At 57.1% G+C, this 22,976-nt stretch carries 25 protein-coding genes and 2 pseudogenes; 12 read left to right on the top strand and 15 right to left on the bottom strand.

Annotated elements, in window-relative coordinates:
• The first annotated feature begins 61 nt into the window (after nucleotides 1–61).
• Nucleotides 62–1,177, top strand: a complete 1,116-nt coding sequence (locus tag AC07RZ_RS13990) for an NADH:flavin oxidoreductase (protein ID WP_494668348.1) — start codon at nucleotides 62–64, stop codon at nucleotides 1,175–1,177.
• 51 nt (nucleotides 1,178–1,228) lie between these two features.
• On the opposite strand, the pseudogene AC07RZ_RS13985 reads toward AC07RZ_RS13990, so the two are convergent.
• Nucleotides 1,229–1,510 (bottom strand): annotated as a pseudogene (locus tag AC07RZ_RS13985) (LysR substrate-binding domain-containing protein); the annotation flags it as partial.
• Between the two features lie 23 nt (nucleotides 1,511–1,533).
• On the opposite strand from AC07RZ_RS13985, the pseudogene AC07RZ_RS13980 reads away from it, so the two are divergent.
• Nucleotides 1,534–1,898, top strand: a pseudogene (locus AC07RZ_RS13980) (DDE-type integrase/transposase/recombinase); the annotation flags it as partial.
• 143 nt (nucleotides 1,899–2,041) lie between these two features.
• On the opposite strand, the gene AC07RZ_RS13975 reads toward AC07RZ_RS13980, so the two are convergent.
• Entirely contained in the window at nucleotides 2,042–2,281 is a 240-nt protein-coding gene (locus AC07RZ_RS13975; protein WP_494668347.1) for a hypothetical protein, read from the bottom strand.
• 733 nt (nucleotides 2,282–3,014) lie between these two features.
• Between AC07RZ_RS13975 and AC07RZ_RS13970 the strand changes: the two genes are divergently transcribed.
• The gene (locus AC07RZ_RS13970; RefSeq protein WP_494668346.1) at nucleotides 3,015–4,598 is read left to right on the top strand and encodes an ice-binding family protein; all 1,584 of its coding nucleotides are present in this window, start codon (nucleotides 3,015–3,017) and stop codon (nucleotides 4,596–4,598) included.
• A 111-nt stretch (nucleotides 4,599–4,709) separates the two neighbouring features.
• The gene (locus AC07RZ_RS13965; RefSeq protein WP_494668345.1) at nucleotides 4,710–5,831 is read left to right on the top strand and encodes an OmpA family protein; all 1,122 of its coding nucleotides are present in this window, start codon (nucleotides 4,710–4,712) and stop codon (nucleotides 5,829–5,831) included.
• Between the two features lie 81 nt (nucleotides 5,832–5,912).
• On the opposite strand, the gene AC07RZ_RS13960 is transcribed toward AC07RZ_RS13965, so the two are convergent.
• The 4 genes from AC07RZ_RS13960 to AC07RZ_RS13945 all read right to left on the bottom strand — a co-directional run bounded on the left by AC07RZ_RS13960 (nucleotide 5,913) and on the right by AC07RZ_RS13945 (nucleotide 9,469).
• On the bottom strand, nucleotides 5,913–6,317 hold the full coding sequence (locus AC07RZ_RS13960) for a GFA family protein (RefSeq protein WP_494668344.1): 405 nt from the start codon (nucleotides 6,315–6,317) through the stop codon (nucleotides 5,913–5,915).
• A 406-nt stretch (nucleotides 6,318–6,723) separates the two neighbouring features.
• Complete coding sequence (locus tag AC07RZ_RS13955; RefSeq protein WP_494668343.1) at nucleotides 6,724–7,176, bottom strand: chromate resistance protein ChrB domain-containing protein; 453 nt, start codon at nucleotides 7,174–7,176, stop codon at nucleotides 6,724–6,726.
• A 167-nt stretch (nucleotides 7,177–7,343) separates the two neighbouring features.
• Entirely contained in the window at nucleotides 7,344–8,507 is a 1,164-nt protein-coding gene (locus AC07RZ_RS13950) for a chromate transporter (protein ID WP_494668342.1), read from the bottom strand.
• A gap of 2 nt (nucleotides 8,508–8,509) precedes the next feature.
• Nucleotides 8,510–9,469, bottom strand: coding sequence for a chromate resistance protein ChrB domain-containing protein (locus AC07RZ_RS13945; protein WP_494668371.1), 960 nt, complete (start codon nucleotides 9,467–9,469; stop codon nucleotides 8,510–8,512).
• A 95-nt stretch (nucleotides 9,470–9,564) separates the two neighbouring features.
• On the opposite strand from AC07RZ_RS13945, the gene AC07RZ_RS13940 reads away from it, so the two are divergent.
• Together AC07RZ_RS13940 and AC07RZ_RS13935 are read left to right on the top strand one after the other, a co-directional pair.
• Nucleotides 9,565–9,840: a metal-sensing transcriptional repressor gene (locus AC07RZ_RS13940; protein WP_092400984.1), complete on the top strand. Its 276-nt coding sequence runs from the start codon at nucleotides 9,565–9,567 to the stop codon at nucleotides 9,838–9,840.
• Nucleotides 9,841–9,850: 10 nt separating this feature from the next.
• Nucleotides 9,851–10,993, top strand: coding sequence for a nickel/cobalt efflux transporter (locus AC07RZ_RS13935; RefSeq protein WP_494668341.1), 1,143 nt, complete (start codon nucleotides 9,851–9,853; stop codon nucleotides 10,991–10,993).
• A gap of 166 nt (nucleotides 10,994–11,159) precedes the next feature.
• Here the strand turns inward: AC07RZ_RS13935 and AC07RZ_RS13930 are convergent, their stop codons facing one another.
• Nucleotides 11,160–11,726: a phasin family protein gene (locus AC07RZ_RS13930; RefSeq protein WP_144739272.1), complete on the bottom strand. Its 567-nt coding sequence runs from the start codon at nucleotides 11,724–11,726 to the stop codon at nucleotides 11,160–11,162.
• Nucleotides 11,727–12,104: 378 nt separating this feature from the next.
• Here AC07RZ_RS13930 and AC07RZ_RS13925 point away from each other — a divergent pair, with 378 nt between their 5' ends.
• Nucleotides 12,105–12,305, top strand: a complete 201-nt coding sequence (locus tag AC07RZ_RS13925; RefSeq protein ID WP_494668340.1) for a hypothetical protein — start codon at nucleotides 12,105–12,107, stop codon at nucleotides 12,303–12,305.
• Between the two features lie 194 nt (nucleotides 12,306–12,499).
• Here the strand turns inward: AC07RZ_RS13925 and AC07RZ_RS13920 are convergent, their stop codons facing one another.
• On the bottom strand, nucleotides 12,500–13,528 hold the full coding sequence (locus AC07RZ_RS13920) for a hypothetical protein (protein WP_494668339.1): 1,029 nt from the start codon (nucleotides 13,526–13,528) through the stop codon (nucleotides 12,500–12,502).
• 404 nt (nucleotides 13,529–13,932) lie between these two features.
• On the opposite strand from AC07RZ_RS13920, the gene AC07RZ_RS13915 reads away from it, so the two are divergent.
• Nucleotides 13,933–14,388, top strand: coding sequence for a hypothetical protein (locus AC07RZ_RS13915; RefSeq protein ID WP_494668338.1), 456 nt, complete (start codon nucleotides 13,933–13,935; stop codon nucleotides 14,386–14,388).
• Between the two features lie 131 nt (nucleotides 14,389–14,519).
• On the opposite strand, the gene AC07RZ_RS13910 is transcribed toward AC07RZ_RS13915, so the two are convergent.
• Nucleotides 14,520–15,338 carry a class I SAM-dependent methyltransferase gene (locus AC07RZ_RS13910; RefSeq protein ID WP_494668337.1) on the bottom strand — a complete coding sequence of 273 codons (819 nt, stop codon included), beginning with the start codon at nucleotides 15,336–15,338 and terminating at the stop codon, nucleotides 14,520–14,522.
• A gap of 160 nt (nucleotides 15,339–15,498) precedes the next feature.
• Nucleotides 15,499–15,936: a universal stress protein gene (locus AC07RZ_RS13905; RefSeq protein ID WP_092400966.1), complete on the bottom strand. Its 438-nt coding sequence runs from the start codon at nucleotides 15,934–15,936 to the stop codon at nucleotides 15,499–15,501.
• Between the two features lie 145 nt (nucleotides 15,937–16,081).
• Here AC07RZ_RS13905 and AC07RZ_RS13900 point away from each other — a divergent pair, with 145 nt between their 5' ends.
• Nucleotides 16,082–16,276: a ribbon-helix-helix protein, CopG family gene (locus tag AC07RZ_RS13900; protein ID WP_092401058.1), complete on the top strand. Its 195-nt coding sequence runs from the start codon at nucleotides 16,082–16,084 to the stop codon at nucleotides 16,274–16,276.
• Nucleotides 16,277–16,313: 37 nt separating this feature from the next.
• Here the strand turns inward: AC07RZ_RS13900 and AC07RZ_RS13895 are convergent, their stop codons facing one another.
• Nucleotides 16,314–18,062, bottom strand: a complete 1,749-nt coding sequence (locus AC07RZ_RS13895) for a SulP family inorganic anion transporter (RefSeq protein WP_494668336.1) — start codon at nucleotides 18,060–18,062, stop codon at nucleotides 16,314–16,316.
• 197 nt (nucleotides 18,063–18,259) lie between these two features.
• On the opposite strand from AC07RZ_RS13895, the gene AC07RZ_RS13890 reads away from it, so the two are divergent.
• Nucleotides 18,260–18,613, top strand: coding sequence for a YkgJ family cysteine cluster protein (locus AC07RZ_RS13890; protein ID WP_144739266.1), 354 nt, complete (start codon nucleotides 18,260–18,262; stop codon nucleotides 18,611–18,613).
• A 36-nt stretch (nucleotides 18,614–18,649) separates the two neighbouring features.
• Entirely contained in the window at nucleotides 18,650–19,462 is an 813-nt protein-coding gene (locus AC07RZ_RS13885) for a fused MFS/spermidine synthase (RefSeq protein WP_494668335.1), read from the top strand.
• Between the two features lie 45 nt (nucleotides 19,463–19,507).
• On the opposite strand, the gene AC07RZ_RS13880 is transcribed toward AC07RZ_RS13885, so the two are convergent.
• Nucleotides 19,508–19,669, bottom strand: coding sequence for a hypothetical protein (locus AC07RZ_RS13880; RefSeq protein WP_494668373.1), 162 nt, complete (start codon nucleotides 19,667–19,669; stop codon nucleotides 19,508–19,510).
• Between AC07RZ_RS13880 and AC07RZ_RS13875 the strand changes: the two genes are divergently transcribed.
• The gene (locus AC07RZ_RS13875; RefSeq protein WP_494668370.1) at nucleotides 19,655–20,356 is read left to right on the top strand and encodes a fused MFS/spermidine synthase; all 702 of its coding nucleotides are present in this window, start codon (nucleotides 19,655–19,657) and stop codon (nucleotides 20,354–20,356) included. The two genes, AC07RZ_RS13880 and AC07RZ_RS13875, sit on opposite strands and share 15 nt — an antisense overlap.
• A gap of 52 nt (nucleotides 20,357–20,408) precedes the next feature.
• Here the strand turns inward: AC07RZ_RS13875 and AC07RZ_RS13870 are convergent, their stop codons facing one another.
• The 3 genes from AC07RZ_RS13870 to AC07RZ_RS13860 all read right to left on the bottom strand — a co-directional run bounded on the left by AC07RZ_RS13870 (nucleotide 20,409) and on the right by AC07RZ_RS13860 (nucleotide 22,931).
• The gene (locus tag AC07RZ_RS13870) at nucleotides 20,409–21,254 is read right to left on the bottom strand and encodes a helix-turn-helix domain-containing protein (protein WP_494668334.1); all 846 of its coding nucleotides are present in this window, start codon (nucleotides 21,252–21,254) and stop codon (nucleotides 20,409–20,411) included.
• A 36-nt stretch (nucleotides 21,255–21,290) separates the two neighbouring features.
• Complete coding sequence (locus tag AC07RZ_RS13865; protein ID WP_144739263.1) at nucleotides 21,291–21,848, bottom strand: carboxymuconolactone decarboxylase family protein; 558 nt, start codon at nucleotides 21,846–21,848, stop codon at nucleotides 21,291–21,293.
• 141 nt (nucleotides 21,849–21,989) lie between these two features.
• A complete protein-coding gene (locus AC07RZ_RS13860; protein ID WP_494668333.1) occupies nucleotides 21,990–22,931 on the bottom strand; it encodes a cupin-like domain-containing protein in 942 nt (313 codons plus the stop codon).
• Between the last annotated feature and the right edge of the window lie 45 nt (nucleotides 22,932–22,976).

Genomic DNA, 22,976 nt, shown 5'->3' with positions numbered 1-22,976 from the left:
TAATTGACTCTAAGTATAATTCATATACCATGAGACTTCCAATCACAATCGAGTTCATCCTATGCCATCTATCGATACCGACGTGCTGTTTCGCCCCCTCACCATCAAGTCGCTTGCGCTCAAAAACAGAATTGTCATGGCCCCAATGACGCGTACTTTTTCCCCGAACGGCGTACCAACGCAAGCAAACGCTGCGTACTACCAGCGCCGCGCGGCGGGACAAGTTGGCCTGATTCTGTCGGAAGGCACGGTCGTGGACCGGCCGGCATCCCGCAACGATCCCAGCATCCCTTTCTTCCATGGCGCGGCAGCGCTGGCCGGCTGGAAGGGCGTGATTGACGCCGTGCATGGCGCTGGAGGCCGCATGGGGCCGCAACTCTGGCACACCGGCTCCGCCAAGCACGGAGAATGGGAACCGGAGACAGCGGTCGAAAGCCCCTCAGGGCTGAACGCTCCCGGCGTAGCGCGCGGCGCGGCAATGAGCGAGAGCGCCATTGCCGATACGATCACGGCTTTTGGCAAGGCGGCAGCCGATGCCAAGCGCCTGGGTTTCGACACCGTGGAAATTCACGGCGCGCACGGCTATCTGATTGATCAGTTCTTCTGGTCCGGCACCAACCTGCGCACCGATCAGTATGGCGGGGCGACGCTCATTGAGCGCTCGCGCTTCGCGAAAGAGATCGTGGCTGAGGTCCGTAAGGCGGTGGGCGCGGATTTTCCGATCATTCTTCGGATCAGTCAATGGAAGCAGCAGGACTTCAGCGTGCGGCTGGCAGAGACGCCGGCGGCCATGACCGATTGGCTGCTGCCGCTGGTCGAGGCGGGGGTGGATGTTTTGCACTGTTCGCAACGGCGTTTCTGGGAGCCGGAATTTCCAGAGGTCGACGGAGAAAACGGCCTGAATTGCGCCGGCTGGGCCAAAAAACTGACCGGCGCAACAACTATCAGCGTAGGCTCGGTTGGCCTCGACGGCGACGTCATGAACGCCTTCGCCGGCAAGGGATCGGGGACCATGAGCCTGGATCGGCTGATCGAGCGCATGGAGCGCGAGGAGTTTGATCTGGTCGCCGTTGGCCGGGCCCTGATCAGCGATCCCGACTGGGCTGCAAAGATCCAAGGCGGCAATCACGAAAGCTTGAAGGGTTTTGACGCTGCCACACTCGCCGAACTAGTCTAAGCAGCGCTCGCTCGCAAGTAACTTTGGGAAGCGGCGCGGTACCTGGATCGCCTAGATCGTAGAGGCAATCCGGGTCGCAACGCCGGCGATCCAGTCGATGGCTGGATCCGGGACCGATCCGGCCAGTCGCGCAAGGCCAATGGTCCACGGCGGAACCGGCGCCGGCTGCGGATGAATGTCGATGTCCGCAGCATCGGCGAGCCGCCGCGCTGCGCGCTCCGCCAGCAGGCAGACGAGGTCGGTGGCCGCGGCGATGAAGGGCGCCGCCAGAAAATTCGGCGCGGTCATGACAACGCGCCGTGAAATGCCGACCTCAAGCAGGCGGTCGTCAAGACTGCTGGCTTCGCAGGGCGAACCGCGTGGCGCGGTTGATGAATACGGCCGGCATCAAGGCTCGCCATAAACGACGCCGTCATCTCGGCCAGCTTCAGGCTAGCGCGCATGCAATTGCCCCGAATCTGCTAAACCGGCAGTTTGAGGCAACGGCACCCAATCAGAAATGGGCTGCCGACTTTACCTATGTGTGGACCGGGGAAGGCTGGCTGTTTGTCGCAGTCGTACTGGACTTATATTCGCGACATATCGTAGGCTGGTCAATGCAGTCGATAATGACGGCACAGCTGGTGATGGCGCATTGCTGATGGCCGTCTTTCGCAGAGGACGCCCTCGAGCTGTACAGCACCATTCAGACCAAGGCTCTCAAGCCGACTTTCAGCGCGTCGGCTAAATCGATGCGGCTTCGACAATTTTCTGACGCCAAATTTGCCTAATTTTTTCACAAAATGCGTGGGCAGAAAATTCATATAGCTGAGGATTCAGTTCGGACGCCGGTCGGATCGATGCTTGTTGCCGATTGATGCCAGGCTAGGAATTTTTGCATCCCATCTCTATCATCGAAAGAGCAATCATGCGCGCCTTTTCCAGGGTTACATGCTCATTCGGAAATACGCAGTCAAGGGCAACCCGCTGCGGCGGGAAAATGCCATGTCTATGCGAAGGGTTTCCGGAAGAATAAATGGCGAGTACGGCAACCCAGTCTTCGCGATTGGGTAGTTTAAACCCGGAATATTCTATTTCATATTTGCCAATTGTTTCAGATTTCATGGGAGTCTCCAGCAATTCGGCCTCGTACCTCACCCTCGTACAAGCAGTATAGGCAGCCGGTTACAGCATGTTCAGCATTTTTCCTGATCAGCGTGTCGCCAGAATAGTATCCGTGCGTTAACGCACAGACCTTGCGACGTTTCCTGAATATTCTGATCTGCAATCGTAGCGCACCGATTGAGGCAGGCCTTTCGGCCATACGCGCAGTTTGGCTGTAGATGCGATCTTGCAGTAGCGATGGCTTGATCTGCCGACGCTCGTCCTTGTCGCCAGAGACTGATCAAATCTGGGTAACTACCCACAAAAATGTGCGTAGTTCTGGATAGTCAGAAAAAGGAAATGTGGTTATGCCGGCTCGTTAACTGAGTTCAAGGCGAATCCCGGCTGACATGACTGGATTCGCCAAAAAACTGCATATGCCCATGGGATGGAAACAGCTTATCCGTCCGCTGCGTGCATGAGCAGGTCACGACGAAGATGCGGACTCAGGAGAGCTTGATGCGTTTTCCGTTGCAACTGGCTCCGATCGCCTTTTGACGCTAACACCATGATTTTTCCTGTTGCGGCTCACAACCGGTTAGTAGGCGCATGGCCGAGACACCTAAGAAATAGAACTTGAATGCAATATCTAAAGCTGTGAAGCTCCGCGCGAAAGCGTCAGCGTGTCCACCGACAATGGGTCGGTCGATTACATCGCTGACGTCATGGATTTAGTCAAAAAAAGGGGACACAAATGAACAAATTCGAGGGAAAGAGTTATCCCGGCTTCCTGATATGGTTCATGGCATTGCTGCTGACCGCTTTGGTCGCAGCATGCGGAGGCGGGGGCGAAGGGCAAAGTCCAATCCTTGGTACCGGCGGTATTGCCGCGTCCGTGCCGGCAGTGACTGTCACCGTGCCTGCTGATGGTGCGACTAATGTTGCAATCACCACCAAGATCACGGCGACGTTCAATAAAGACATGGACCCGGCAACGCTCACTGCAACGAGCTTCACATTGGTAGGACCGGGCGCCACTGCCATACCGGGCCTGGTCACCTACGATGCCGGCGCGAAAACCGCGACCTTTCTGCCGACAACGGCAACCGGCGTTCTCTTAGCGAATGCTAAATATACTGCCACGGTCACGACCGGGGCCAAGGATCTGGCCGGCAAGGCACTGGCGGCCAACTTTGTCTGGACCTTTACCACGGCTGTGGACATTACGCCGCCGACGATAGTTTCAGTAAATCCGGTCGATCCTAGCTCAACTGCGTGTCTCCAAAAGGTCATCAACGCCACCTTCAGCAAGCCGATGGATCCGACCACGATCAACTCGTCCCCGGCCGGAACGCTGGGCACATTCACGATCAAGCAGACAATCGCCGGAACCAATGTACCTGGTATCGTCGCCTATGATGTCCCAACCAGGGTGGCAACGTTTACGGCAAGCAGCGATTTCCTGGCCAATACCAACTATACCGCCACCATCACGACCGCGGCCAAGGACTTGTCCGGCAATGCGCTGGCAACCAACAAGGCATGGACTTTTACCACTACCGCATTAGCGTGCCCGCCTCCTATTGTAGGGACGAACATCTTGGCAACCGCATCAAGGTTCGGGAACCTGGGGGGTACTGCCGGAACCACCAACCAGGGAACACTTACCGCCGTAATTGGCGGCGATCTCGGGACCACAGCTACCTCTACCTCGTCGGTAACCGGATGGCACGACGCGGCAGGAGATATTTATACGGAAACGGGATCCAACCAAGGTGCAGTGAGCAGGAATATCTACACTTGCACCGTGTCTACCCTGGGGCCTACGTCCGCTGCTGTCAATCCTGCCTCATGCACTATCGCAACCAACGGCAGGAACGACGCCCTGACGGCATACAACACCCTGGCCGGGCTGCCGGGCGCGACCGATCCAGGTGCCAACCTGGGCGGACTCACCCTTGCGCCTGGTGTCTATAAAACCGCTGGCGGTTCGTTCATGATCGCCGGATCCGATCTTACCCTCGACGCCGGCGGCGATGCGACTGCAGTCTGGGTCTTCCAGATGCCGTCTACGCTCACCGTAGGCCTGCCAGCAGCACCGCGTAACGTGATCCTGGCTGGCGGCGCACTGGCCAAGAACGTCTTCTGGCAGGTCGGTACTTCCGCCACGATCAACGCGGCGGGGGGCGGCACCATGGTGGGAACCATCCTCGCCTCTTCAGCAGTGTCGTTTTCTACTGCCGGCAATGTCGCGCTAGTGACGTTGAACGGCAGAGCGGTCGGCCTGAATGCTTCGGTCACGATGACAAACACCGTCGTCAACGTACCGGCCCCGTAAAACTTAAGGCGCCGGCAGCGTCATTGCTGCCGGCTTTCTTAGGAATCGACATGGTTTGCCCGCGATGCATTTATGCAGCCGGCACAAATTTTCCACGATCTGGAGAACAACATGAAATTAGCAAGAGCATCAGGAACACTGGGTCTGATGGCGCTGGCGGCATTCGCCAGCCCATACGCAGCGGCGGACGACGCAGGCTGGTACGGCGGCGCCAGTGCTGGGCAGTCCAGAGCGAGGATCGACGATGGGAGGATCACCAGCGGCCTGCTGGGAAGCGGTTTTGCCACGACCTCGATCAGCAACGACGAGCACAGCACCGGTTATAAGCTTTTTGGCGGGTACCAGTTCAACCAGAACTTTGCGCTCGAAGGAGGTTACTTCGATCTGGGGAAATTCGGCTTCACGGCGACCACGGCGCCGGCGGGAACGCTGAACGGCAATATCAAGCTCAGGGGCTTGAATCTCGACCTGGTCGGCATTCTGCCCATCACTGAAAAATTTTCTGCATTTGGCCGGGCCGGATTGAACTACGCTCACGCCAGGGACTCCTTTACCGGGACCGGATCAGTCGATGTGATCAATCCCAACCCCAGCAAGAACGCTATGAACTACAAGTTCGGCGTGGGGGTGCAATACGCTTTGACTGAATCGCTCGCCATGCGGGCCGAGGTCGAACGCTACCGGATTAACGATGCGGTCGGCAACAAAGGCGACATCGATCTTGTTTCGGTCGGCCTGATCTATCGGTTCGGCGGTAAAACGCCGACCCGTGCACCGCGCGCGGCGGAGCCGGAACCTGTGGCCGCCGCCCCTGCGCCTGAGCTGGCGGCCGTGGCGCTGCCACCTCCGCCGACGAAGGTGGCTTTCTCTGCGGATTCTCTCTTCGATTTCAACAAGGCGACCTTGAAGCCTGCTGGCAAACAGGCGCTCGACAAGTTTGCTGCCGACCTGAAGGGCGCCGACTTTGACGTCATCACGGTAACGGGACACACCGACCGGATCGGTTTGCACGCCTACAACATGAAGCTGTCTACGCACCGCGCCGAAGCGGTAAAAACCTATCTGGTGCAATCCGCAGGGATCCCGTCCGGCAAGATCGGGGCCAAGGGCGTGGACGGATCGGATCCCGTGACCAGGCCCGGCGAATGCAAAGGACAGAAGGTGAGCAAGGCACTGATTGCCTGCCTGCAGCCTGATCGCCGCGTGGATGTCGAAGTCTCCGGGACAAAATGATGTCGACCGCTTGCCCCGAGTAGGGTTTATAGGGCGACTGGTGCTAATTGGCGCGGTTATTAGGGGCGAATACTACATGGACTACGTGGGATCCTTCTTGAAAGCGACGGTGCCCGATGGCAGCTGAACCCACGGATGCCTGCGGCAATCGTAGATTGACAGCTGAGGTGGCGGAAAGCTCGGGTCGGCAAAAGCGCCTACGGCGACGCTTACGCTCCCAACTACTCCTTCTTCGGTGTGGAAAAGGTTGGTCCCACAGACTGGGCAGAATCGGAAAATGAACTTTGCTCCTTGATCGCCGGTACGGATAAATTCGGTAGCTGAACCAATGACCTTGTAGGGAGCGGCAAAGCCGGCCAGGGCAGCGAAGACACTGCCAGTTCTTTGCTGACAAGCAAGGCAGTGGCAGATTCCGATTCCGGTCGGCGCGCCCTGGACTTCAATGCGTAGCTGACCGCAAGTGCATGAGGCTGTTCGCGTTGGCATGGACGTCTCGATAGGTAGTTTTGGTCAAATAGTTGGATGCTTGGATAGCTGGATAAGCGAATTATCTATCCCGACTAAAATTTGTACTGTCCGAAAAATCGTTATTTTATAGAATCAATGAGTTAAGCGATCTCGGGATTGATTTTCATAGTGCTGTATATCGAACGTAAGTTATTGACGCAAAAGGATAACTTGTAATTGACGCCAGAGGTTCATAGCCTATCCGGGGTTCGAATCCCCGTCTCCAAGTGTTTATGAGGCCTCCCGTCCGGGAGGCCTTTTCGGTTGCGCTATTCAACTGAGCGGTTTTACGATTCCAGGCTTGCATCGATAGACCGGCTTGGTGATCTTGTTATCCGCATGGGTAAACAATGCCTGCTCCAGTCGCAACGGTTCAATCCAGTCATCACATTTTAGGCGGCCAGTTGTGTGACTCTCCTTGGCAATTCTTGCACCAGGCATAGAGAGCGTCATACATCACCATGCCGTGCTTGAGCATCTCCTGGTCATCGCTGAAATTTTGCGACAATCCCAGCGACAAGGCGTATAGGCCGGCAGATTGCGGCGTCAGATCAAGCCGCGAGGTGTCGGCGCCGCGCACGATAAGCGCGAGCTGGTTTAAGGCGGGATCGTCAAGACGGTATTTCTTGAGGAAGGCATCGAAGCTGCACAACTCGCCGTCATGGGTCAGTTCAACGCCCGGTATGTCGTAAGGAATCGCGCTGGTCTCGCGGGCAATGCGCAACACATCGTCCGGCGCAACATAAAGAAATTCCGCTTGCTGATCGATATAGCGAGCCACCAGCCACGGACAAGCGATGCGGTCGATCTTCGGGCGTTCGCGGGTAATCCATTTCATGATGCGTCTCCTCCATTTCAAATGTCGCGCCTACGCTTTTGACACTGCGGCAATCCGGCTCGCCGCCACGTCCCACTGGATGTTTTTGAAAAAGGCGTCGATGTACTTGCCTGCCGCTGCAACATAGTCCAGACGGCTAATCGGGATATCTCCCGGTGGCGCCGGGTTCATTGATGCAACAAGGGGTACACCACGATCCCGACCAGCGCCGCGCCAATCACGATGACCGGTTCAGGCAGTTTCTTGAATTTCCATAACAGCGCAGCAGTTGCCAGCGCCAGCAGCGCGGTCGGGATGTCGATGATCGACCTCTGCGCGATCACCACCACCGACCCGGCGATGGCGCCGATGGCTGCCGCCGTGATGCCATCGACGAAGGCGATCAGCGCGGGCAGCTTGCCGTATTTTTTGAAGTATGGTGCGGCGATGACGGTGGCCAGGTAGCAGGGAACAAATGTCCCTATGGCTGCCAGAATGGCGCCCGGCAGGCCGCTGATCAGGTAGCCAATGAATCCGGTCGTGATCACCACCGGTCCTGGTGTAATCATCGCGACGGCCACGGCATCGACAAACTGCTTTTCGGTAAGCCAGTGGTGTTCCGTCACAACGCCGCTATAGAGAAAGGGCACGATGGCCAGGCCGGAGCCGAACACGAAGGCGCCGGCCTTGGTGAAAAAAAGCACGATCTGAATCAGGGTGCTGGTATTGGTCGCGGATGCGAGAGCGATATTCGGCAACTGCGTCGGCAGCAGTACGGCCATGCTCGATGTGCCAAACCTGGGCCTGCAGCGGATCACCCAAACCAGCACGCCGGCGCCGATGAACAGCAACGCAATTTCGGACTGCGTGATGATGGTCACGGCCGCCAGCAACAAGAAAATGCCCCACAGCAGCTTGTCGCGTCCCAGGTTCTTGCTGGCGAGCTTATGCGCACTGATTGCCATGATGCCGATCACGGAAGCGCCCACGCCGTAGAAAACGGACTGCATCCAGGTCAGCCCGCCGAACGCCACGTAGGCCCATCCCAGGGCGACCACCATCAGGAACGATGGCAACACGAAAGCAAGTCCCGCCACTGTCGCGCCGAGCAGCCGGAAGTGTACGAATCCCAGATAAATTCCCAGCTGCGCGGCCAGCGGACCGGGCGCGATCTGCGCCAGCGCCAGCCCTTCCTTGTAGTCTGATTCACTGATCCAGCCGCGGCGCTCGACCAGGTCGCGGTGCATATAGCCAACCAGTGCAACCGGCCCGCCAAAGCCAAACGCACCCAGGCGCAAAAAATACAGGATCAGCTGCCACAAGGTGTAAGTCGGTTTATTCGCCTGGTCCATGATCACGATCCCTGTTGCGGCGCGGCTTCTTGCTGAAATGCAGTCAGCAGCCCATCGAACACGTTGCTGGCTGTCGCCAGAAGCTGGTCGTCATCGGCAATGGCTTCGCGCAGGCCGGCCAGGACGCTTTCGATTCCCACGGATTCCGGCGGCTGCACGCCACCGACATCGAGGTAGTGCACTAGCGCGCCAAGACGCTTGAGCGCTGCTTGCTCAAGGCCGAAACTCGCCAACAGCACCTCGAAGCTGACACGGCTTCCTACATGGCTGAAGGTCGCGCCGTCGAAGTCAAAGCCCAAGGCATCGGTGGGGCAGTCGCCGGGAGAGGCCAGCCACAGCAGCCGGGCTTGCGGATCAATGAAGCGACGGATCAGCCAGGCACAGGCCAGCCGATCCACCCAGGGGCGGCGCCGTGTTGCCCAGGTGCGTCCCTGGTATTGCTGCAATGGCAGGGCAGTGATGGTTCCATGCACTGGATGGGGTTCGTCCGGCGCCAATACGCGGGCAGCGGCCAGCTCCAGCTCTTGCAGGGTAGTGTCGGTTTGCCGTTGGGCTTCGCCGGGGAAGAAGTCGATATCGGCAAGACTGGCAAAGGATTTGCGCAGCTTGCGAATCTGCTTGAGTGTTTCCAGCACGGTGCCGGCGGTGAGCGTTTCCCGCACCTTGGCCGCGTCCGTCAGCAACGCCGCGTAATCCTCGCTACGGTCGAATAGTCCAGCAAAATCAGCGCCATCGGGTTCTTCAACGCGCAAGACAAAGGCGGTGCCGCCGCCAGACAGCACATCGGCAGCGACTGCCTCAAAGGTGTTGCGGCAGGCCTCGCGCTCCGGCATCAAATAAACGCCGTCGCGCAAGACGGCCGCGCCGCTTGCCTTAAGTGCGCGCCAGGCACGCATCCGGGCTGTTGCGTTCTCTGTTGGAAGGCTGGTAATGAGAGAGAGGTAAGTGGTCATGTAGATAATCCTACACAATGGTATTGATATCTACAAGTTTACTTTTGTAGACATTGCGGTGATTCGCATTTACACCTAGGGGGGGTATGGTATAGGATGGGCGTATGAATACAACACATCCACACAAGCACGAATCCCATCCCAACGTCATCAAGCGGCTTCGCATGGTGGCTGGTCAGGTTAACTCCATCATCAGCATGATCGAGGAGGGGCGATCTTGCACTGACGTCGCCATGCAACTCCAGGCCGCAGAGAAAGCCCTGGTCCAAGCCAAAAAGACGCTTATTTACGACCACCTTGAACATTGTCTCGAAGACGGGATTGAAACGTCGCCAAAGGCGACGTTGGATGAGTTCAAAGAAATCTCAAAGTACCTTTAAGGAATCCCGCATGACTGAATTTTCTGAACTGCTCCGGCAAGGAGCTAGCAACGCGTGGCTGTTTGTACCAAGCGCCATCCTGCTGGGCGCTTTACATGGGCTTGAGCCAGGACATTCAAAAACAATGATGGCGGCTTTTATCGTCGCCATTCGCGGCACTGTGTCCCAGGCTGTCTTATTGGGGCTGTCGGCGACAATTTCGCATACCGCCGTTGTGTGGCTTGTTGCTCTCGTTGGCATGAAGCTGGGGGGAAACCTGAATGCCGAAGCGACGGAACCTTATTTCCAATTGGGCTCCGCCGTCCTGATTATCGGAATAGCGGTCTGGATGCTCCTTCGGACTTACCGCGACCTGAAGCGAGAAAAAGACGAAACGAGCCACAGCCATCATGCGCACGATCATGGCCATGGCCTCGAAATCCGACGCATTGATACGGATCACAGCCAGGCAGTGGATCTCGAAATATTTGAAACAGGTTGTCCGCCACGCTTCCGCTTGCATTTTTTTGACAAGGGCACCGCTATTGCGCCGGCCGATGCACGCCAGATCAAAGTACAAACCATTCGCCCGGATGGCGCGGTCCAGGCATTCGCATTTGCCAGGAAGGGTGATTACCTGGAATCGATAGACGAGATTCCCGAGCCGCATGAATTCGTGGCTAGGCTGTCGATGACACACCATGCTCATACGCACGACTACGATGTAAGTTTTGAGGAAGGTGCACATCATGGCCACGGCGGCCTGGATGTTGGCGCTGTCGGATATCAGGACGCGCACGAGCTGGCGCATGCAAACGACATTAAACGCAAATTTGCGGATAAAAACATTACTACCGGTCAAATCGTCATGTTTGGCTTGACTGGGGGATTGATCCCTTGTCCCGCGTCAATCACCGTCTTACTGTTGTGCTTGCAGCTGAAACAATACAGCCTAGGTGTCGTGCTGGTGCTTTGCTTCAGTATCGGTCTCGCACTGACAATGGTGGCGTCAGGGACTATCGCGGCGCTGAGCGTGCGCCAAGTCTCAAAACGCTGGAACGGTTTCGGAGCATTTGCAAGAAAAGCACCGTATTTTTCCAGCGCGTTGATCATACTGGTTGGCTTATATACGGGCTATCTGGGATGGAGCGGCTTGAACGCCCATGCCACATAGGGTCCACGAGCAAAGCGTTTACTTGATGCAAATGGATATATGGCGGACAAATCCTGTCCCGCAATCAAATGTAAAAAAGCCCGGATCGTTGAACGACCGGGCTTTTTGTTGCCAGCGCGACTACACGATAAGTTGCATGCAATGTACTATTTCGTGTCGCTAAAAATCACTTCTTGCTCGAATGAGCGGCGCCCTTGGTAGCGGCTTGCGACAGTTGATCGACAGCGCTGTTGACGTTGGTTTCCAGCGCTTCAACGGCTTGCTTGGTGTTCTTGGCCAACTGTTCGTAACCGGCGTTGGCGCTGCCGATCGCCGATTTGACGAAAGCAACTGCGCTTTCTGCACCTGGCGGCACGTTTTTCGTGGCGAGGTCGACGAACTCGACGACTTTACGCTTGGTTTCCGCAACCTGGGCTTCGGCAACCTTGGTCAGCTCGGCTTGCGTGCTGGATGCGATGCTGGCGAAATGCCGGCCGTAAGCGACGGCTTTTTCCGCGTTCGGTTGAGCCAGCGCTGCGCTCAGCGAGAAAAATTCTTGCGGGTCTTTGGCGGCAAAAAGTTTCTGGGTAGTAGCGGTCGACTCTTGCAGTGAAGCTTTGCCAGCGCTCAGGTTGAGCTCGATCAGTTTTTCCACGCCGGCAAATGCTTTGGTCGTGAGATCAGTGTACAGAGCCAAGTTGGCTTCAAAATTAGCTTTGGCGGCAGCTGAGAATTGTTCTGCAATGGTAGACATGGTTTCTCCAAGGGTTCGGTGTCGCAAAAACAGACGACATCGGTAAGACGACGAAAGGCGGCTAAAGACTAGCCGTCGGTTGCGGGGCGCCATTGATTTACATGGCATATTGTGCGGCGCACAAATTGGATTGTAGATTTTTGTCGCCAGATGTCTAGCTGGTAGTTTTGACAGTGCCAACGATATTCTTGATGGAATGGCAAGGTGTTTAGGGGCTGTAGTTTCATGCGACTCTCGCAATCCCGCGCTCATGGGCGAAGTTCAATGCGTTGTGGATGCGACGATTGATCCAATCAGGGGGAGGTTGTATTTTTACCAGTATGCAGTGGTCGTTGCACATGGTAGTGTTGCCTTACGGATACCATCTGTGAGGGACATATGCCGCAATTCGAGATAGAGCATAAAGGGCACACGATCAGGGTCGCGAGCACGATCGTCAGGGGCGGCAAGTATCGTTGGGCCGTTTTGATTGACGGAGTGTTGCAGTCGCCGCCGGAGATCGCCCCGTCCAATACCTGGGACACTGCCCGTGACCAGGGCATGGCGTTCGCAAAAGATCTGATCGACGTCGTCAAGTAATTCCGGCCCACTTTGCTTTATAAAGGCAGCAAATGCCAGAAAGCCCGCGCAACTGCGGGCTTTTTTTGTTTGCCGGTAACGATACGTAGCGTAGAGGCATTAAAAATGTTGAAGGGGATGAGGAATGTGACGGCCGATTGCCTTGAGCTACGATCGCCTGGCCCGGCAAGCTATGCCGGGCCAGGGCCTTGTACCTATCTTAGTTGCGGAGGGTCGACCGGCGCACTGGTCGTGGCAGGGGAGTTGGGAACATTCGAGGTCGAACCTGCTACGGCACGGACGCACAAGAGGGTAGATGCAGCTTCAGGGCGTATGTAGCACAGGGGGTTCTTCTCTTGATTCCAGCCGGTTGGAATTGGCTGTGTCGTGATGCCGACCACGACATCCGAGACCAGCGTCGTTGGGTAGGTACCGCACGTAACTACTTTTGGCTGGACGACCTTTTGTATATCGGCCACGACTTCGGCAGTGTCTTTTGCGTTACATAGATGATATGTAACGGAAAACACAGCGCCGCACTTCGCTGCCGCTTCGCTGGGCAGCGTACATTGCCCTTTGATTGTAAATATCTGGCATGCGGCCAATTTCGCATAGTCAGAGCCCGGCTCCGGTTTCTTTACGCTGATTCCGCTGCATTCAAAATTGTAGCAGTGGCAGATTTTCAAACCCGGCCCGCCACCAGTTTGTACGCCAGTCGAAGGGCCGGAGGGAACCGGCTGCACCGGGGGTTTGACGGAGGGCGGAAATACGCAAGGTCTTGGGTAGCACTTGCGGATACAGTTGCTAGCCTTGACGTTATTCCATTGTCCGCAGCAATTCCGCACATAATTGTCGGCTGGCGTGGCAATGATCACTACGGAGCAGGAATCGCAACCTGGCGGGAGAACTGCACACGGATACTTTGCGATATCCCAACCTGCCGGCAACGGACCTCTTGTCACATGGATGGCGAAATCCCTGACTTTGCATATGGGATAGCTGGTGCAGGTAAAGATTTGCGTTGGAATCAGCGTCGAGCAGTCGACAAGAACATGGTTGTTATTGTCGACGGCCACCAGCAGGAATGAAACTGCGTAGCTTATGTGATAGTAGCTGCTGGCGTCAGCTGAGTTTATGCCGATGCATTGGGACGAGATGATCAGTTTCTTGCAATCCTCGATTTTCCTGTATTCAGGGTCTGGGTCCTGGAACTTGGTATCGATAACCTCAAAATCAATTGCCATGAAAGCCTCCGAGTTTGAAAACATTGGGAAAATTTCGCAAGCAGATGGAAAAATTTCCGGGCGATGCATCTGCCAATCATTCTCCGGAACTCTTTGAGGGTTCTGGCCCGACGACGGTTATCAGCGTCCAACGGTGTTTAGCGATGAAACAGCAATACAGCTTTGTTGATGGGTTTTCAACTAGCAGTATTGATAGTTGCGGGGGAGTGGGAAGTGGGATAGCCAGGCGGCTTTCCTGGCCGCTGTCGTACGTGGCATGGCATAGGAAATAAGACATTGTTTTCATGTGAAAATGTACTAGGTTGACGACTTGGGGGAAGGGCGCACGCTAGATGATTTTTGCGGTCTGTTCGAATCACTTTTGCGGCGCCATGGTCGTTTGATCTGCTAAAGGGGAGGATGAAATGAAAGAATTTCGTCAGCTAATCCGCAGGCGCTTCCTGTATGACGAGGTTGGAAGAGAAAGCAAAATCCTGCGGCTGATTGCAGTCATCTGGTTTGGCGTGCTGCTGATAAGCCTGTGGTCTGGAACAGAGCTGTGGCGCGGCACGTGGGGACGGTCGTCGGAATTTCAGATATTTGTTCTTGGCACGCTCACTTGCATCGTTATCTATTGGCTATGCTTTGCCAAGGATGAGTTTGTGCTGGTTGGCGACGTGCAGGTCACCGCCAGCATTAGCGAGAAGCATCACAAAAAACTAAGGAGATTGGCAAGGCAGCAGGACACAACTATCGGCGACATCATTGAACAACTGATGGATGCCATTGTGAATGCCAGGTCTCAGACGCTTAGATCTTCAAGTGACGCACAGCGCATCTCGAGCCAGCAACGCTCGATCAGTGAGGTTGAAACCGGGTAAGATCCGGGCCGGCTGATCATGATCTTTGCCGGCCCGGGCTTGATCTGGCGTGCATTGTACGAATCCCTGTCCGGAAACGACCCAGCGTAGCAGCAGCCAACCCTGGAAAGCAGGCGCTCAGCCGGCGAAATTCAGCGTTCGACAGTGATAACGTGCGCCTGGATCTTGCCGTCCACAGGACCAGGCCCGAACCGTCGGGCGATGGCTCCCGCGGCGATGTCGGTTGCTTCGTCGAGCCGCGATTTGCCGCGTGCCTCGATTTCGCTGCGCAGCGGTGTCCCCTGGCAGTATGCGATCGCAGGGATCCGCGGCGACGCTGCCTGGCTGCGCGCCGCGATAGTACTCATCTGGGGCGATGCACTGAAGCCGCCGGCTTTCAGGTCTTGCGCAATGGTTGCGAGGTCATGGTAGCCATGGGGCGTGCGGGTCATGAAGCGTGGCGGATCTTCGGGAAAGAGGGCCGCGAGCGCCGTCGACACGACATGAGCGAACTCGTTCTCCTCGATGCGGTCCCAGACGTTGAAAATGAGGACGCCCCCTGGCCGGAGAACACGGCGCATTTCCGAAAATGCCTTCGGCTTGTCGGGAAAGAACATGACTCCGAACTGGCACGCCACGGCGTCAAACATTGAGTCCTCGAAGGGCAGTTGCATGGCGTTTGCCTGGCGCCATTCCACTGGACGCTTGGTCCCGACTTCGGCAGCGCGGTCCAGCATCGGCTGATTAAGGTCCGTGGCAACAATGGAGACGCTTTCCGGCAGCGCGGATGCCAAATGGCGCGTCACGACGCCTGTGCCGGCGGCAATCTCCAGCACGCGGGCAAGAGGCCGCGAAGCTGTACGATTCGCCAAGTCCACTGCATACGGCTCAAAGATCAGCGGAACAAGATACGCTTCATAGAGCCCCGGTATTGCATCGGTGAAGTTTTTGTCGATGTCGGGACTGGTCAAGATGTTTCCCCTTTGCGCCACGGTTACTGCCCAAAGAACACAGCCTGCGGTTGATCTTCCTCCTGTCAGGTCCTGAGGATTCCTTGCAGGCGGATAGTTTCAAACATCGCCGTCCATGCCTGATCCATGACGATGGCGGACTCTAACAATGCCATTGCTCCTACCGGTATATGAGTACCGGTATTTTGCTATGAGTTAACACCTTCTGTGCTTCGCTGCCGAGAAGGAGGCCTCTCATTCCTTTTCGGCCGTGCGACGCCATGGTGATCAAGTCGCAGCCGTTGGCATTGGCCGCTTTGATGATTTCTTCATAGGGATGGTCGCCGATGGCATAGGTAGTGTCGCAAGATACGCCTGCTATATTGGCTGCGTCTTCGATGTCGGCAAGCAATTTTTCCGCTTGAGACCGGCTATGTTTAGCGAAATCGTCTTCTGTCTCTGCCATCATTTCCATCTGAAAAGATAGTGCATGATATGGCGGGCTTACGTAAAAGCCGGTTACCTTGGCGTTGATGCTTTTGGCGAACTGCATGGTATTTCGAATCGCGACTTCAGATAATGGCGAACCATCGGTTGGTAGTAGAAGATGCTTGTACATAGCTTCTCCCCGGTTGGATAGGTACTTTCAGTTTATGACGCGATTGCCCCTTTCGCAACATGCGAACAGGCAACAGGATCTGCTGGAAGTGCGGGGCGAGCTGTGTATAATGATAATCAAATTATCATTCATGCCTATCCATTCCATGGAATCGAAAACTGCGCGCCTCACAATCCTGATTGATCCGGTCAAGAAGAAGGCGTTCGACGAACTATGCCTTGCGCAAGACTTGACGCCATCCCAGGTGATCCGCCAGATGATCCGCGAGTACCTGGAGCGGCATGACGTCGATTACGCGACAAAAGCCGTTGTCAGGTCCCCGAAGCCAGGCAAAAAATAAGCTCCCGCTGTCAGCCGGCGACGCTTTTTTTGCCGGGTCAGTCTTTACCGCCCCAAAAATAGTCTTTACTGGTCTTGATCAGGTTTTCCGCATAGCTGCTCATTTTTGGGGATTTCCTGGCGTGCGGAGCGTGAGCATCGTGTGCCGTCAACTCCTGGCTATGGCTTAACGCCGATGCAAAGTCCTCGCGATAATCGTCGGCGCCGATCAATTCCAGCAGCCCGGCCCGCGCCAGCTTTGTTTTCACCTTGTGGTTGGCCTCGCACAATATCATCCGGACACCGCGCTTGCGCATGTTCAGCACCACTTCTTCCAAGGTCAGCAGCCCCGTCATGTCGACGAATGGGACCCAGCGCAGGCGCAGTATCAGTATCTGCGGCTCGGTATGGGTATGGACCAGCGTTCTTTCAAAGTTCTCGACGGCGCCGAAGAAAACCGGTCCTTCGATCGCATAGACCAGCACGCCGGGTGGCAGTGTCGTCCAGCCATGCTGGGCCAGTTCGGCTTTCAGTTCAAGCTCGGTAAAATGCTGTACCTCGACCGCCGCCGCCATCCTGCGCATGAACTGCATGATCGCCAGGATGACGCCGATGTTGACTGCCACCACCAGGTCCGTCAGCACTGTCAATAAAAAGGTCACGACCAAAATGACGACGTCGGCGCGCGGCGCCCGGCGCAGCATTTTGGCGAAATGCTTCCATTCGCTCATGTTGTAGGCGACCACGAACAGGATTGCCGCAAACGCCGCCAAGGGAACATTTGTCGCCAGCGGCGCCAGGAGCACGATCACCAGGACCAGCATGCCGGCGTGGATGATGCCGGCCAGCGGGCTGCTGCCGCCGTTGCGGATGCTGGTTGCCGTGCGCGCTATGGCCCCGGTTGCGGCAAAGCCGCCGAACAGCGGCGTCACCATGTTGGCCAGCCCCTGGCCGATCAATTCCTGGTTCGAATCGTGTTTGCTGCCGACCATGCCGTCGGCCACTACCGCTGACAGCAGCGATTCGATCGCGCCCAGCATGGCGATCGTAAACGCCGGGCCTATCAGTTCGACTACATGCGACATGGTAATGGCCGGGATCGAAAATGACGGCAAATGCTGCGGAATCTCGCCGAAAGCGCTGCCGATGGTGGCGACGCCGTCGAATTGGAAAATCGACTGCAGCACGGTGGCCCCTACCAGCGCCAGCAGCGGTCCAGGGATGCGCTTGAAGCGGCCAAGCCTGGAAGAGCAGGTCGCCAGGCCCAGGCTGACCAGCGCAATGGCAGTCGTTGCAGGGTGCAGTTGCGGCAGGGCTTCAACCAGATGCCAGAGCTTTTCATGGAAGTGCCCGCCGGGAATTGCCGGCAAGCCGAAAAAATCCTTCCATTGTCCGACCCAGATGATGACGGCGATGCCGGTGGTAAAGCCGACGATGACCGGCGCCGGAATAAATTTGATCACGCTGCCCATTTTGGCGATGCCCATGAACAGCAGCATTGCGCCGGCCATCAAGGTGGCTATCTGCAAGCCGGAAATACCGTATTTGGCCGTGATGCCAGCCAGGATGACGATAAATGCACCGGTGGGCCCGGCGATCTGGGCGCGGCTCCCGCCAAACATCGAAACCAGGAAACCGGCGACGATTGCCGTGTACAGGCCCTGCTCGGGCCGGGCTCCCGAAGCAATGGCGAAAGCCATCGACAGCGGCAGCGCCACCACGCCGACGATCGCGCCGGCAACCACGTTGGGCAGCAGCTTGTCTCGTGCGAAGAGTCCCGCCTTGCGGGCTTCCAGGATATTAATCACACATCACCGTGGGTTATGCCGGAAAACGCATCGTTGCTCGGAATGAAGCCGTGCAATCCGCCGCCGCATGGACTGCCAGGTCCTAATTTACACCATATGCGTATGCTATGATCATATGTAATCATAGTGTAATCATAGTATGATAATTGTATTATCATGTTATGCAGTATATGCAATCCTGCAGGTGCGAGTAATCAATGGACAAACACAGCCAGACAATCAAATTCCTCAGGGAGCGCATCCCCGCATTTGCCTGCGTTCCGGGATGCCACGATTGCTGCGGCCCGGTGCTGGCTTCCAGTGTTGAAATGGCGCGGCTGCCGCGCAAGAGCAAGCAGGAACAGGATGCCGCGCTTGCCGCATTGAGCTGCCCGCATCTGGGAGCCGGCGGCTGCCAGGTATATGAGGAACGTCCGCTGGTTTGCCGGCTGTTCGGGACGACGCCCAGGCTGGCCTGTCCGAACGGCAAGCGGCCTGCGGCAATGGTCGCCCCGGCGGTCGAAGAGCGGGTCTACCGCTATTTCGAGCAGGTACGCCATGTATTGGTGTGATTCCCGGTTTTATCCGATGACGTTGAAGACACAACCATGCTTTTAGATAATGTCCGCGAACTTTCAGCGTTTTCCAGCGACGGCAAACCATTCATTTATAAAAACGCGCATTCCGTCTCCCTGCAATTCGACAATACCGCGGTGCAAAGCGAAATGTACCTGGCGGCGCCTGATGCGCTCTTGCTTGGCTACACCGTGACAATGATGGGCTTCCTGCTGTTCAAGCATAGTCCCGGCACGATCGCCATGATCGGGCTGGGCGGCGGCTCGCTGGCCAAATACTGTTATCGCAACCTGCCGCAGGCGGCTATCGTCGTCGCCGAAAATAACCCTGAAGTCATTGCATTAAAGGATCATTTCCACATTCCTGAGGATGGCCGCAGGCTGCAGATCCGTTGCCAGGATGGACGCGACCTGGTGCGGGATGCCGACAACGATTACGAGATCCTGCTGGTAGATGGATTCGACCACACGGGACAGCCGCCCCAGCTGTGCAGCCAGGCCTTCTACGACGACTGTCATCAGGCCCTGGCGCCGGAAGGCATCATGGTCGTCAATTTGCTGGGAAGCAGGGTCAACATGACGCACTACCTCGACCGCATTCAACGCAGCTTTGACGGTGCGGTGATCGCTGTCGACGCCCTGGAATCGAGCAACATGATTGTGTTTGCATGCAAAGGGAAATCGCTGGAGATGCCCGACCAGGCGATCATGAACGGATTGAAAGACCTGGAGCTCCGGCATGCCCTGCTGCTGCGCATGACCGCACAAAACATATTGCGGCAGCGCCGGACCGATAAATTGATTGCAGCGCTGCATCTCTCCGCCGAACAACTGCGGGCAGGGTAAAAATCGAGATAACCAGAGATGCCGCGCCATTATTTGCGCCAGCTATTACACTGGTCTTTGAAATACAAATCCGCTTGATCGATATCCGGTCGGCAGCACGCTGCGTACCCACATCACATGACAAACCTTAATCGCTTCGAACTGCTGCTCCAGCAAAGTGGAGGAAAGCCCTTTGTCTTCGATCACGACGACATGCGCACGTTGCATTTCGATCACCAGTACATACAGAGCGCGATGTCGATTTCCGCACCCGACAAGCTGCTGCTGAGCTACACGCGGGCCATGATGGGTTTCCTGCTGTTCCAGGCAGCGCCAAAACACATCTTGATGGTTGGCCTGGGTGGCGGATCGCTGGTCAAGTATTGCTACCGGAATTTTCCCGCGGCCCGCATCACCGTGCTGGAACTGCATGCTGAAGTCATTGCGTTGCGCGACCAGTTCATGATCCCGGCGGATGACCAGCGCCTTCAGGTCATTCACGCGGACGCTGCGGCCTATATGCAAGCCCGGCCGGAAAACAGCGTCGATGTCGTCATGCTGGACGGGTTTTCCGCCGATGGGCCCGCATCCGAATTAAGTACCAGCGGCTTCTATAAAGCCTGCCTGCGCAGCCTTGCTCCGCAAGGCGTCCTGGTATCGAATTTATGGGATCGTCCGACTCCCGCGGTTCCAGCGATTGCCCAGGCGTTGCTGGGAACCGATTGGCGCATATGGTGGTGCAGGACCGAGGACAGCCACAACTACATCGCCTTTTTCGTCAAAGGCAACGATGCCGGCGTATTTCGTCCTGTAGTGCTCAATCGCGCGCAGAAATTGGATCAACGCTTTGATCTGCGGCTATCTGAACTGGTGCCTTCTTTCCAGCTCGTCAAGCATTTGTCGGAAGAAGCGTGAGCAGACGGTTGCAGCCCCCGGAAGGGGAGCGCAACCAGGCTGCACAAGGCGCTCAACGTTCCTTTGAATGTGCATCAAGCAGCTGCTGATGGCGTGCTTCGGTTGCGTCGTCGGCAGGAAACATGCATTCCAGGCGCAGCTCTTGGGCGGCGACATTTTGCGGCGTTCCGACGCTCGTCACCATCGAAAAATAGCGAAGCACCACGCCTTCGCTGATGAAACCAAGCGGAATGACCGGCATCGCCGGCGCCGCGGACGGCGCGTGATACGTGTTCCAGTCGCGCGGCACACCGGGATACGCGAGCAGTTCATCGAGCAGGCCTCTGGCGCCGCCGTCAAGCACATGGCCGACCGATTCGCGATGCACCCGCTGCAGCAGGCTGCGCGAGACATCGTCCCAATCGGCCACAAACGGACGCATGCCTTGTGGATCGAAGATCAGGTGCAGCATGTTGCGCGGACCTTCGCGCGAGTCCATGTCGATGAAACAGTTGAAAAAGCGCGGCGCTGCATCGTTGGTCATCAGCACGTTCCAGTTACGGTCCATCACGATCGCGGGAAACGGTTCATGCTGGCGCATGACCCGCTCGAGCGCGCGGATCACGCCGTGCATCTCCTGTGCGTTCCAAGGCGCCTCCGAATACACGGGGGCGTAGCCGGCGGCGAGCAGCAGCGCATTGCGTTCGCGCAGCGGCACGTCGAGCGTCTGCGCGATAGTCAGGACTGTGTGCCGGCCCGGTACGCTGCGCCCGCTTTCAATGAAGCTGATCTGGCGCTGCGAGACACCGGCCTCGAGCGACAGGTCGAGTTGGCTCACGCCGCGCACGTCCCGCCAATAGCGCAACAAATCGCCAAATTCGTTCGGCGGCACTTTCGGATCGGAACTGGTGACGGTCATCGGGTTTCCTAATCAAGGCGGACAAATGCAACCGGTTCAGGATGCGGGCGCATGCCAGGCGAATCCTTCGAACGGTGTTTCGAGCGCCGGCCGGGTAACGCTGCCAGTGTAGTTCGTGATAGTCGATGCGGCAACTACCGCAATGACCTCGAGTATCTGCTCGGAGCTGAACCCGGCTTCGAGGAAGCGTCCCTGGTCCGATTCGGCAAGGCGGCCGCGCTTTTCGATCAGCGTGCGCGCCAGCGTTGACAGTGCGGCCAGCCTGGCGTCGCCCGGCAGGCCGCCGCGCCGGATTGCGTCAACGTCCGCGGGATGTACGCCCTGCTTCAACGCGAGCGCGGTATGAAACGCGACCGGCCACTCACTGGCGTTCGTGACCGCGTTGGTCAGCAGCAGCGCCTGGATCTGCGGCTCCGTCAGGCTGCTCGCATGCACCCGCTCGAACAGACCGATGAAGCCGTTGATCAGCACCGGTGAAGCGGCCATCGTGGCTGCGATGTTCGGGATCAGGCCGAACGCCTGTTGCAATTGCTGGAGCACCGGCTTCGATTGCGCGGGCGCGGATTCGATCGTGTGTACCGGATAGCTGGACATGGTATCTCCTTGACGGTGAGCGCCGCCGGAATGGCGGCGCGATAGCCAGAGAGTAGGGGCAGCTGCGAGGTGCGGCAATTACATCGGATGTAATCGCCGCGCAGCCCAGGGCCCGGTCGGAACAGCATGGATGCGATCGATTCAGCCGGCCTTCAGCGAAGCATTCCCGTTCAACGCCAACGGCAGCGCTCTGGCCCATCGGTTGGCCGACAGCGAAAAGGTCAGCGCGCGGACCTGGTGATACCACCCCGCCGGCACATACAGGAGCTCGCCAGGCTGCATGATGCATTCGATCATTGCTGCCTGGCGCGCAAGCGGAAATTTCTCGAAATCCGGCGCCTCGGGGTTGAACGGCGAGCCGAACAAGATGGCGTTCGCCTCGCGCGGGTAAAGGAATTCGTCGTGGTGAGGCGGCGACAGGAAAATGCGCTTGCTGCCCCAGATCTGCGCAAAAATATTATCGTCATAGTCGCAATGCAGCGGCGTCACCGTTCCCGACGGGCCAAGCCAGAAGCGCGGCGGGCCCATTTTATTAAAATAGGCGGGCCAGTGGCACAACGCATTCAATTCGCGCAATTCGAGATTGCCCAGGTACGGCGGCAGGTCCTGCGTATCATTTGCGACGAGTTCAAGATACGCCAGTAGAGTCATGTCCTGCATCGCGCGGTCGGGCGCGAAGGCGGTATTGATATAGTCGCCCACTCGCGCGCGCACGTGCAGCTCGCCAAAGCGGTCGCGCAGCGTTTGCGGCGTAAGGGCGGACAGCGGCCATTTGCCGACGAGTCCGGTGACGACGAATGGCAGGCCTTTTGCCGCATGCATGCGGAATGCGGCAGCGTCGAGCATGCCCATGCGCGGTACTGCGGAAATGGCGGGCAGGTCGCGACTCGCACGTTTGATCGCCTCACGCATTTCCTGTATCGAAGCGACGCCGCGCACCAGCGCATCCTTCCGCTCCCGCGCCTGTTTTTTGACAAGGGCGTCTTCGGGCGACATGGCCGTCGATGACGGCCGGGGCGGCAGCAATCGTGACGATCGGCGTGTCTCCTGCCGTTCTCGATTGCCGGTTACCGGTTTTTTCATATTTCAGTTTTCTGTCGCTGTACAAATTATGTGCGCTATTACGCC

This window comes from Collimonas sp. GW821-FHT07E08, assembly GCF_059418905.1.
This window is presented reverse-complemented; position numbering and strand designations above follow the sequence as displayed.

Bases quoted from the DNA above. Each gene is read 5' to 3' on its own strand.
- AC07RZ_RS13990 (WP_494668348.1), top strand. From the start codon at position 62: ATGCCATCTATCGATACCGACGTGCTGTTTCGCCCCCTCACCATCAAG.
- AC07RZ_RS13975 (WP_494668347.1), bottom strand. From the start codon at position 2,281: ATGAAATCTGAAACAATTGGCAAATATGAAATAGAATATTCCGGGTTT.
- AC07RZ_RS13970 (WP_494668346.1), top strand. From the start codon at position 3,015: ATGAACAAATTCGAGGGAAAGAGTTATCCCGGCTTCCTGATATGGTTC.
- AC07RZ_RS13965 (WP_494668345.1), top strand. From the start codon at position 4,710: ATGAAATTAGCAAGAGCATCAGGAACACTGGGTCTGATGGCGCTGGCG.
- AC07RZ_RS13960 (WP_494668344.1), bottom strand. From the start codon at position 6,317: ATGCCAACGCGAACAGCCTCATGCACTTGCGGTCAGCTACGCATTGAA.
- AC07RZ_RS13955 (WP_494668343.1), bottom strand. From the start codon at position 7,176: ATGAAATGGATTACCCGCGAACGCCCGAAGATCGACCGCATCGCTTGT.
- AC07RZ_RS13950 (WP_494668342.1), bottom strand. From the start codon at position 8,507: ATGGACCAGGCGAATAAACCGACTTACACCTTGTGGCAGCTGATCCTG.
- AC07RZ_RS13940 (WP_092400984.1), top strand. From the start codon at position 9,565: ATGAATACAACACATCCACACAAGCACGAATCCCATCCCAACGTCATC.
- AC07RZ_RS13935 (WP_494668341.1), top strand. From the start codon at position 9,851: ATGACTGAATTTTCTGAACTGCTCCGGCAAGGAGCTAGCAACGCGTGG.
- AC07RZ_RS13930 (WP_144739272.1), bottom strand. From the start codon at position 11,726: ATGTCTACCATTGCAGAACAATTCTCAGCTGCCGCCAAAGCTAATTTT.
- AC07RZ_RS13925 (WP_494668340.1), top strand. From the start codon at position 12,105: ATGCCGCAATTCGAGATAGAGCATAAAGGGCACACGATCAGGGTCGCG.
- AC07RZ_RS13920 (WP_494668339.1), bottom strand. From the start codon at position 13,528: ATGGCAATTGATTTTGAGGTTATCGATACCAAGTTCCAGGACCCAGAC.
- AC07RZ_RS13915 (WP_494668338.1), top strand. From the start codon at position 13,933: ATGAAAGAATTTCGTCAGCTAATCCGCAGGCGCTTCCTGTATGACGAG.
- AC07RZ_RS13905 (WP_092400966.1), bottom strand. From the start codon at position 15,936: ATGTACAAGCATCTTCTACTACCAACCGATGGTTCGCCATTATCTGAA.
- AC07RZ_RS13900 (WP_092401058.1), top strand. From the start codon at position 16,082: ATGGAATCGAAAACTGCGCGCCTCACAATCCTGATTGATCCGGTCAAG.
- AC07RZ_RS13890 (WP_144739266.1), top strand. From the start codon at position 18,260: ATGGACAAACACAGCCAGACAATCAAATTCCTCAGGGAGCGCATCCCC.
- AC07RZ_RS13885 (WP_494668335.1), top strand. From the start codon at position 18,650: ATGCTTTTAGATAATGTCCGCGAACTTTCAGCGTTTTCCAGCGACGGC.
- AC07RZ_RS13875 (WP_494668370.1), top strand. From the start codon at position 19,655: ATGCGCACGTTGCATTTCGATCACCAGTACATACAGAGCGCGATGTCG.
- AC07RZ_RS13880 (WP_494668373.1), bottom strand. From the start codon at position 19,669: ATGCAACGTGCGCATGTCGTCGTGATCGAAGACAAAGGGCTTTCCTCC.
- AC07RZ_RS13870 (WP_494668334.1), bottom strand. From the start codon at position 21,254: ATGACCGTCACCAGTTCCGATCCGAAAGTGCCGCCGAACGAATTTGGC.
- AC07RZ_RS13865 (WP_144739263.1), bottom strand. From the start codon at position 21,848: ATGTCCAGCTATCCGGTACACACGATCGAATCCGCGCCCGCGCAATCG.
- AC07RZ_RS13860 (WP_494668333.1), bottom strand. From the start codon at position 22,931: ATGAAAAAACCGGTAACCGGCAATCGAGAACGGCAGGAGACACGCCGA.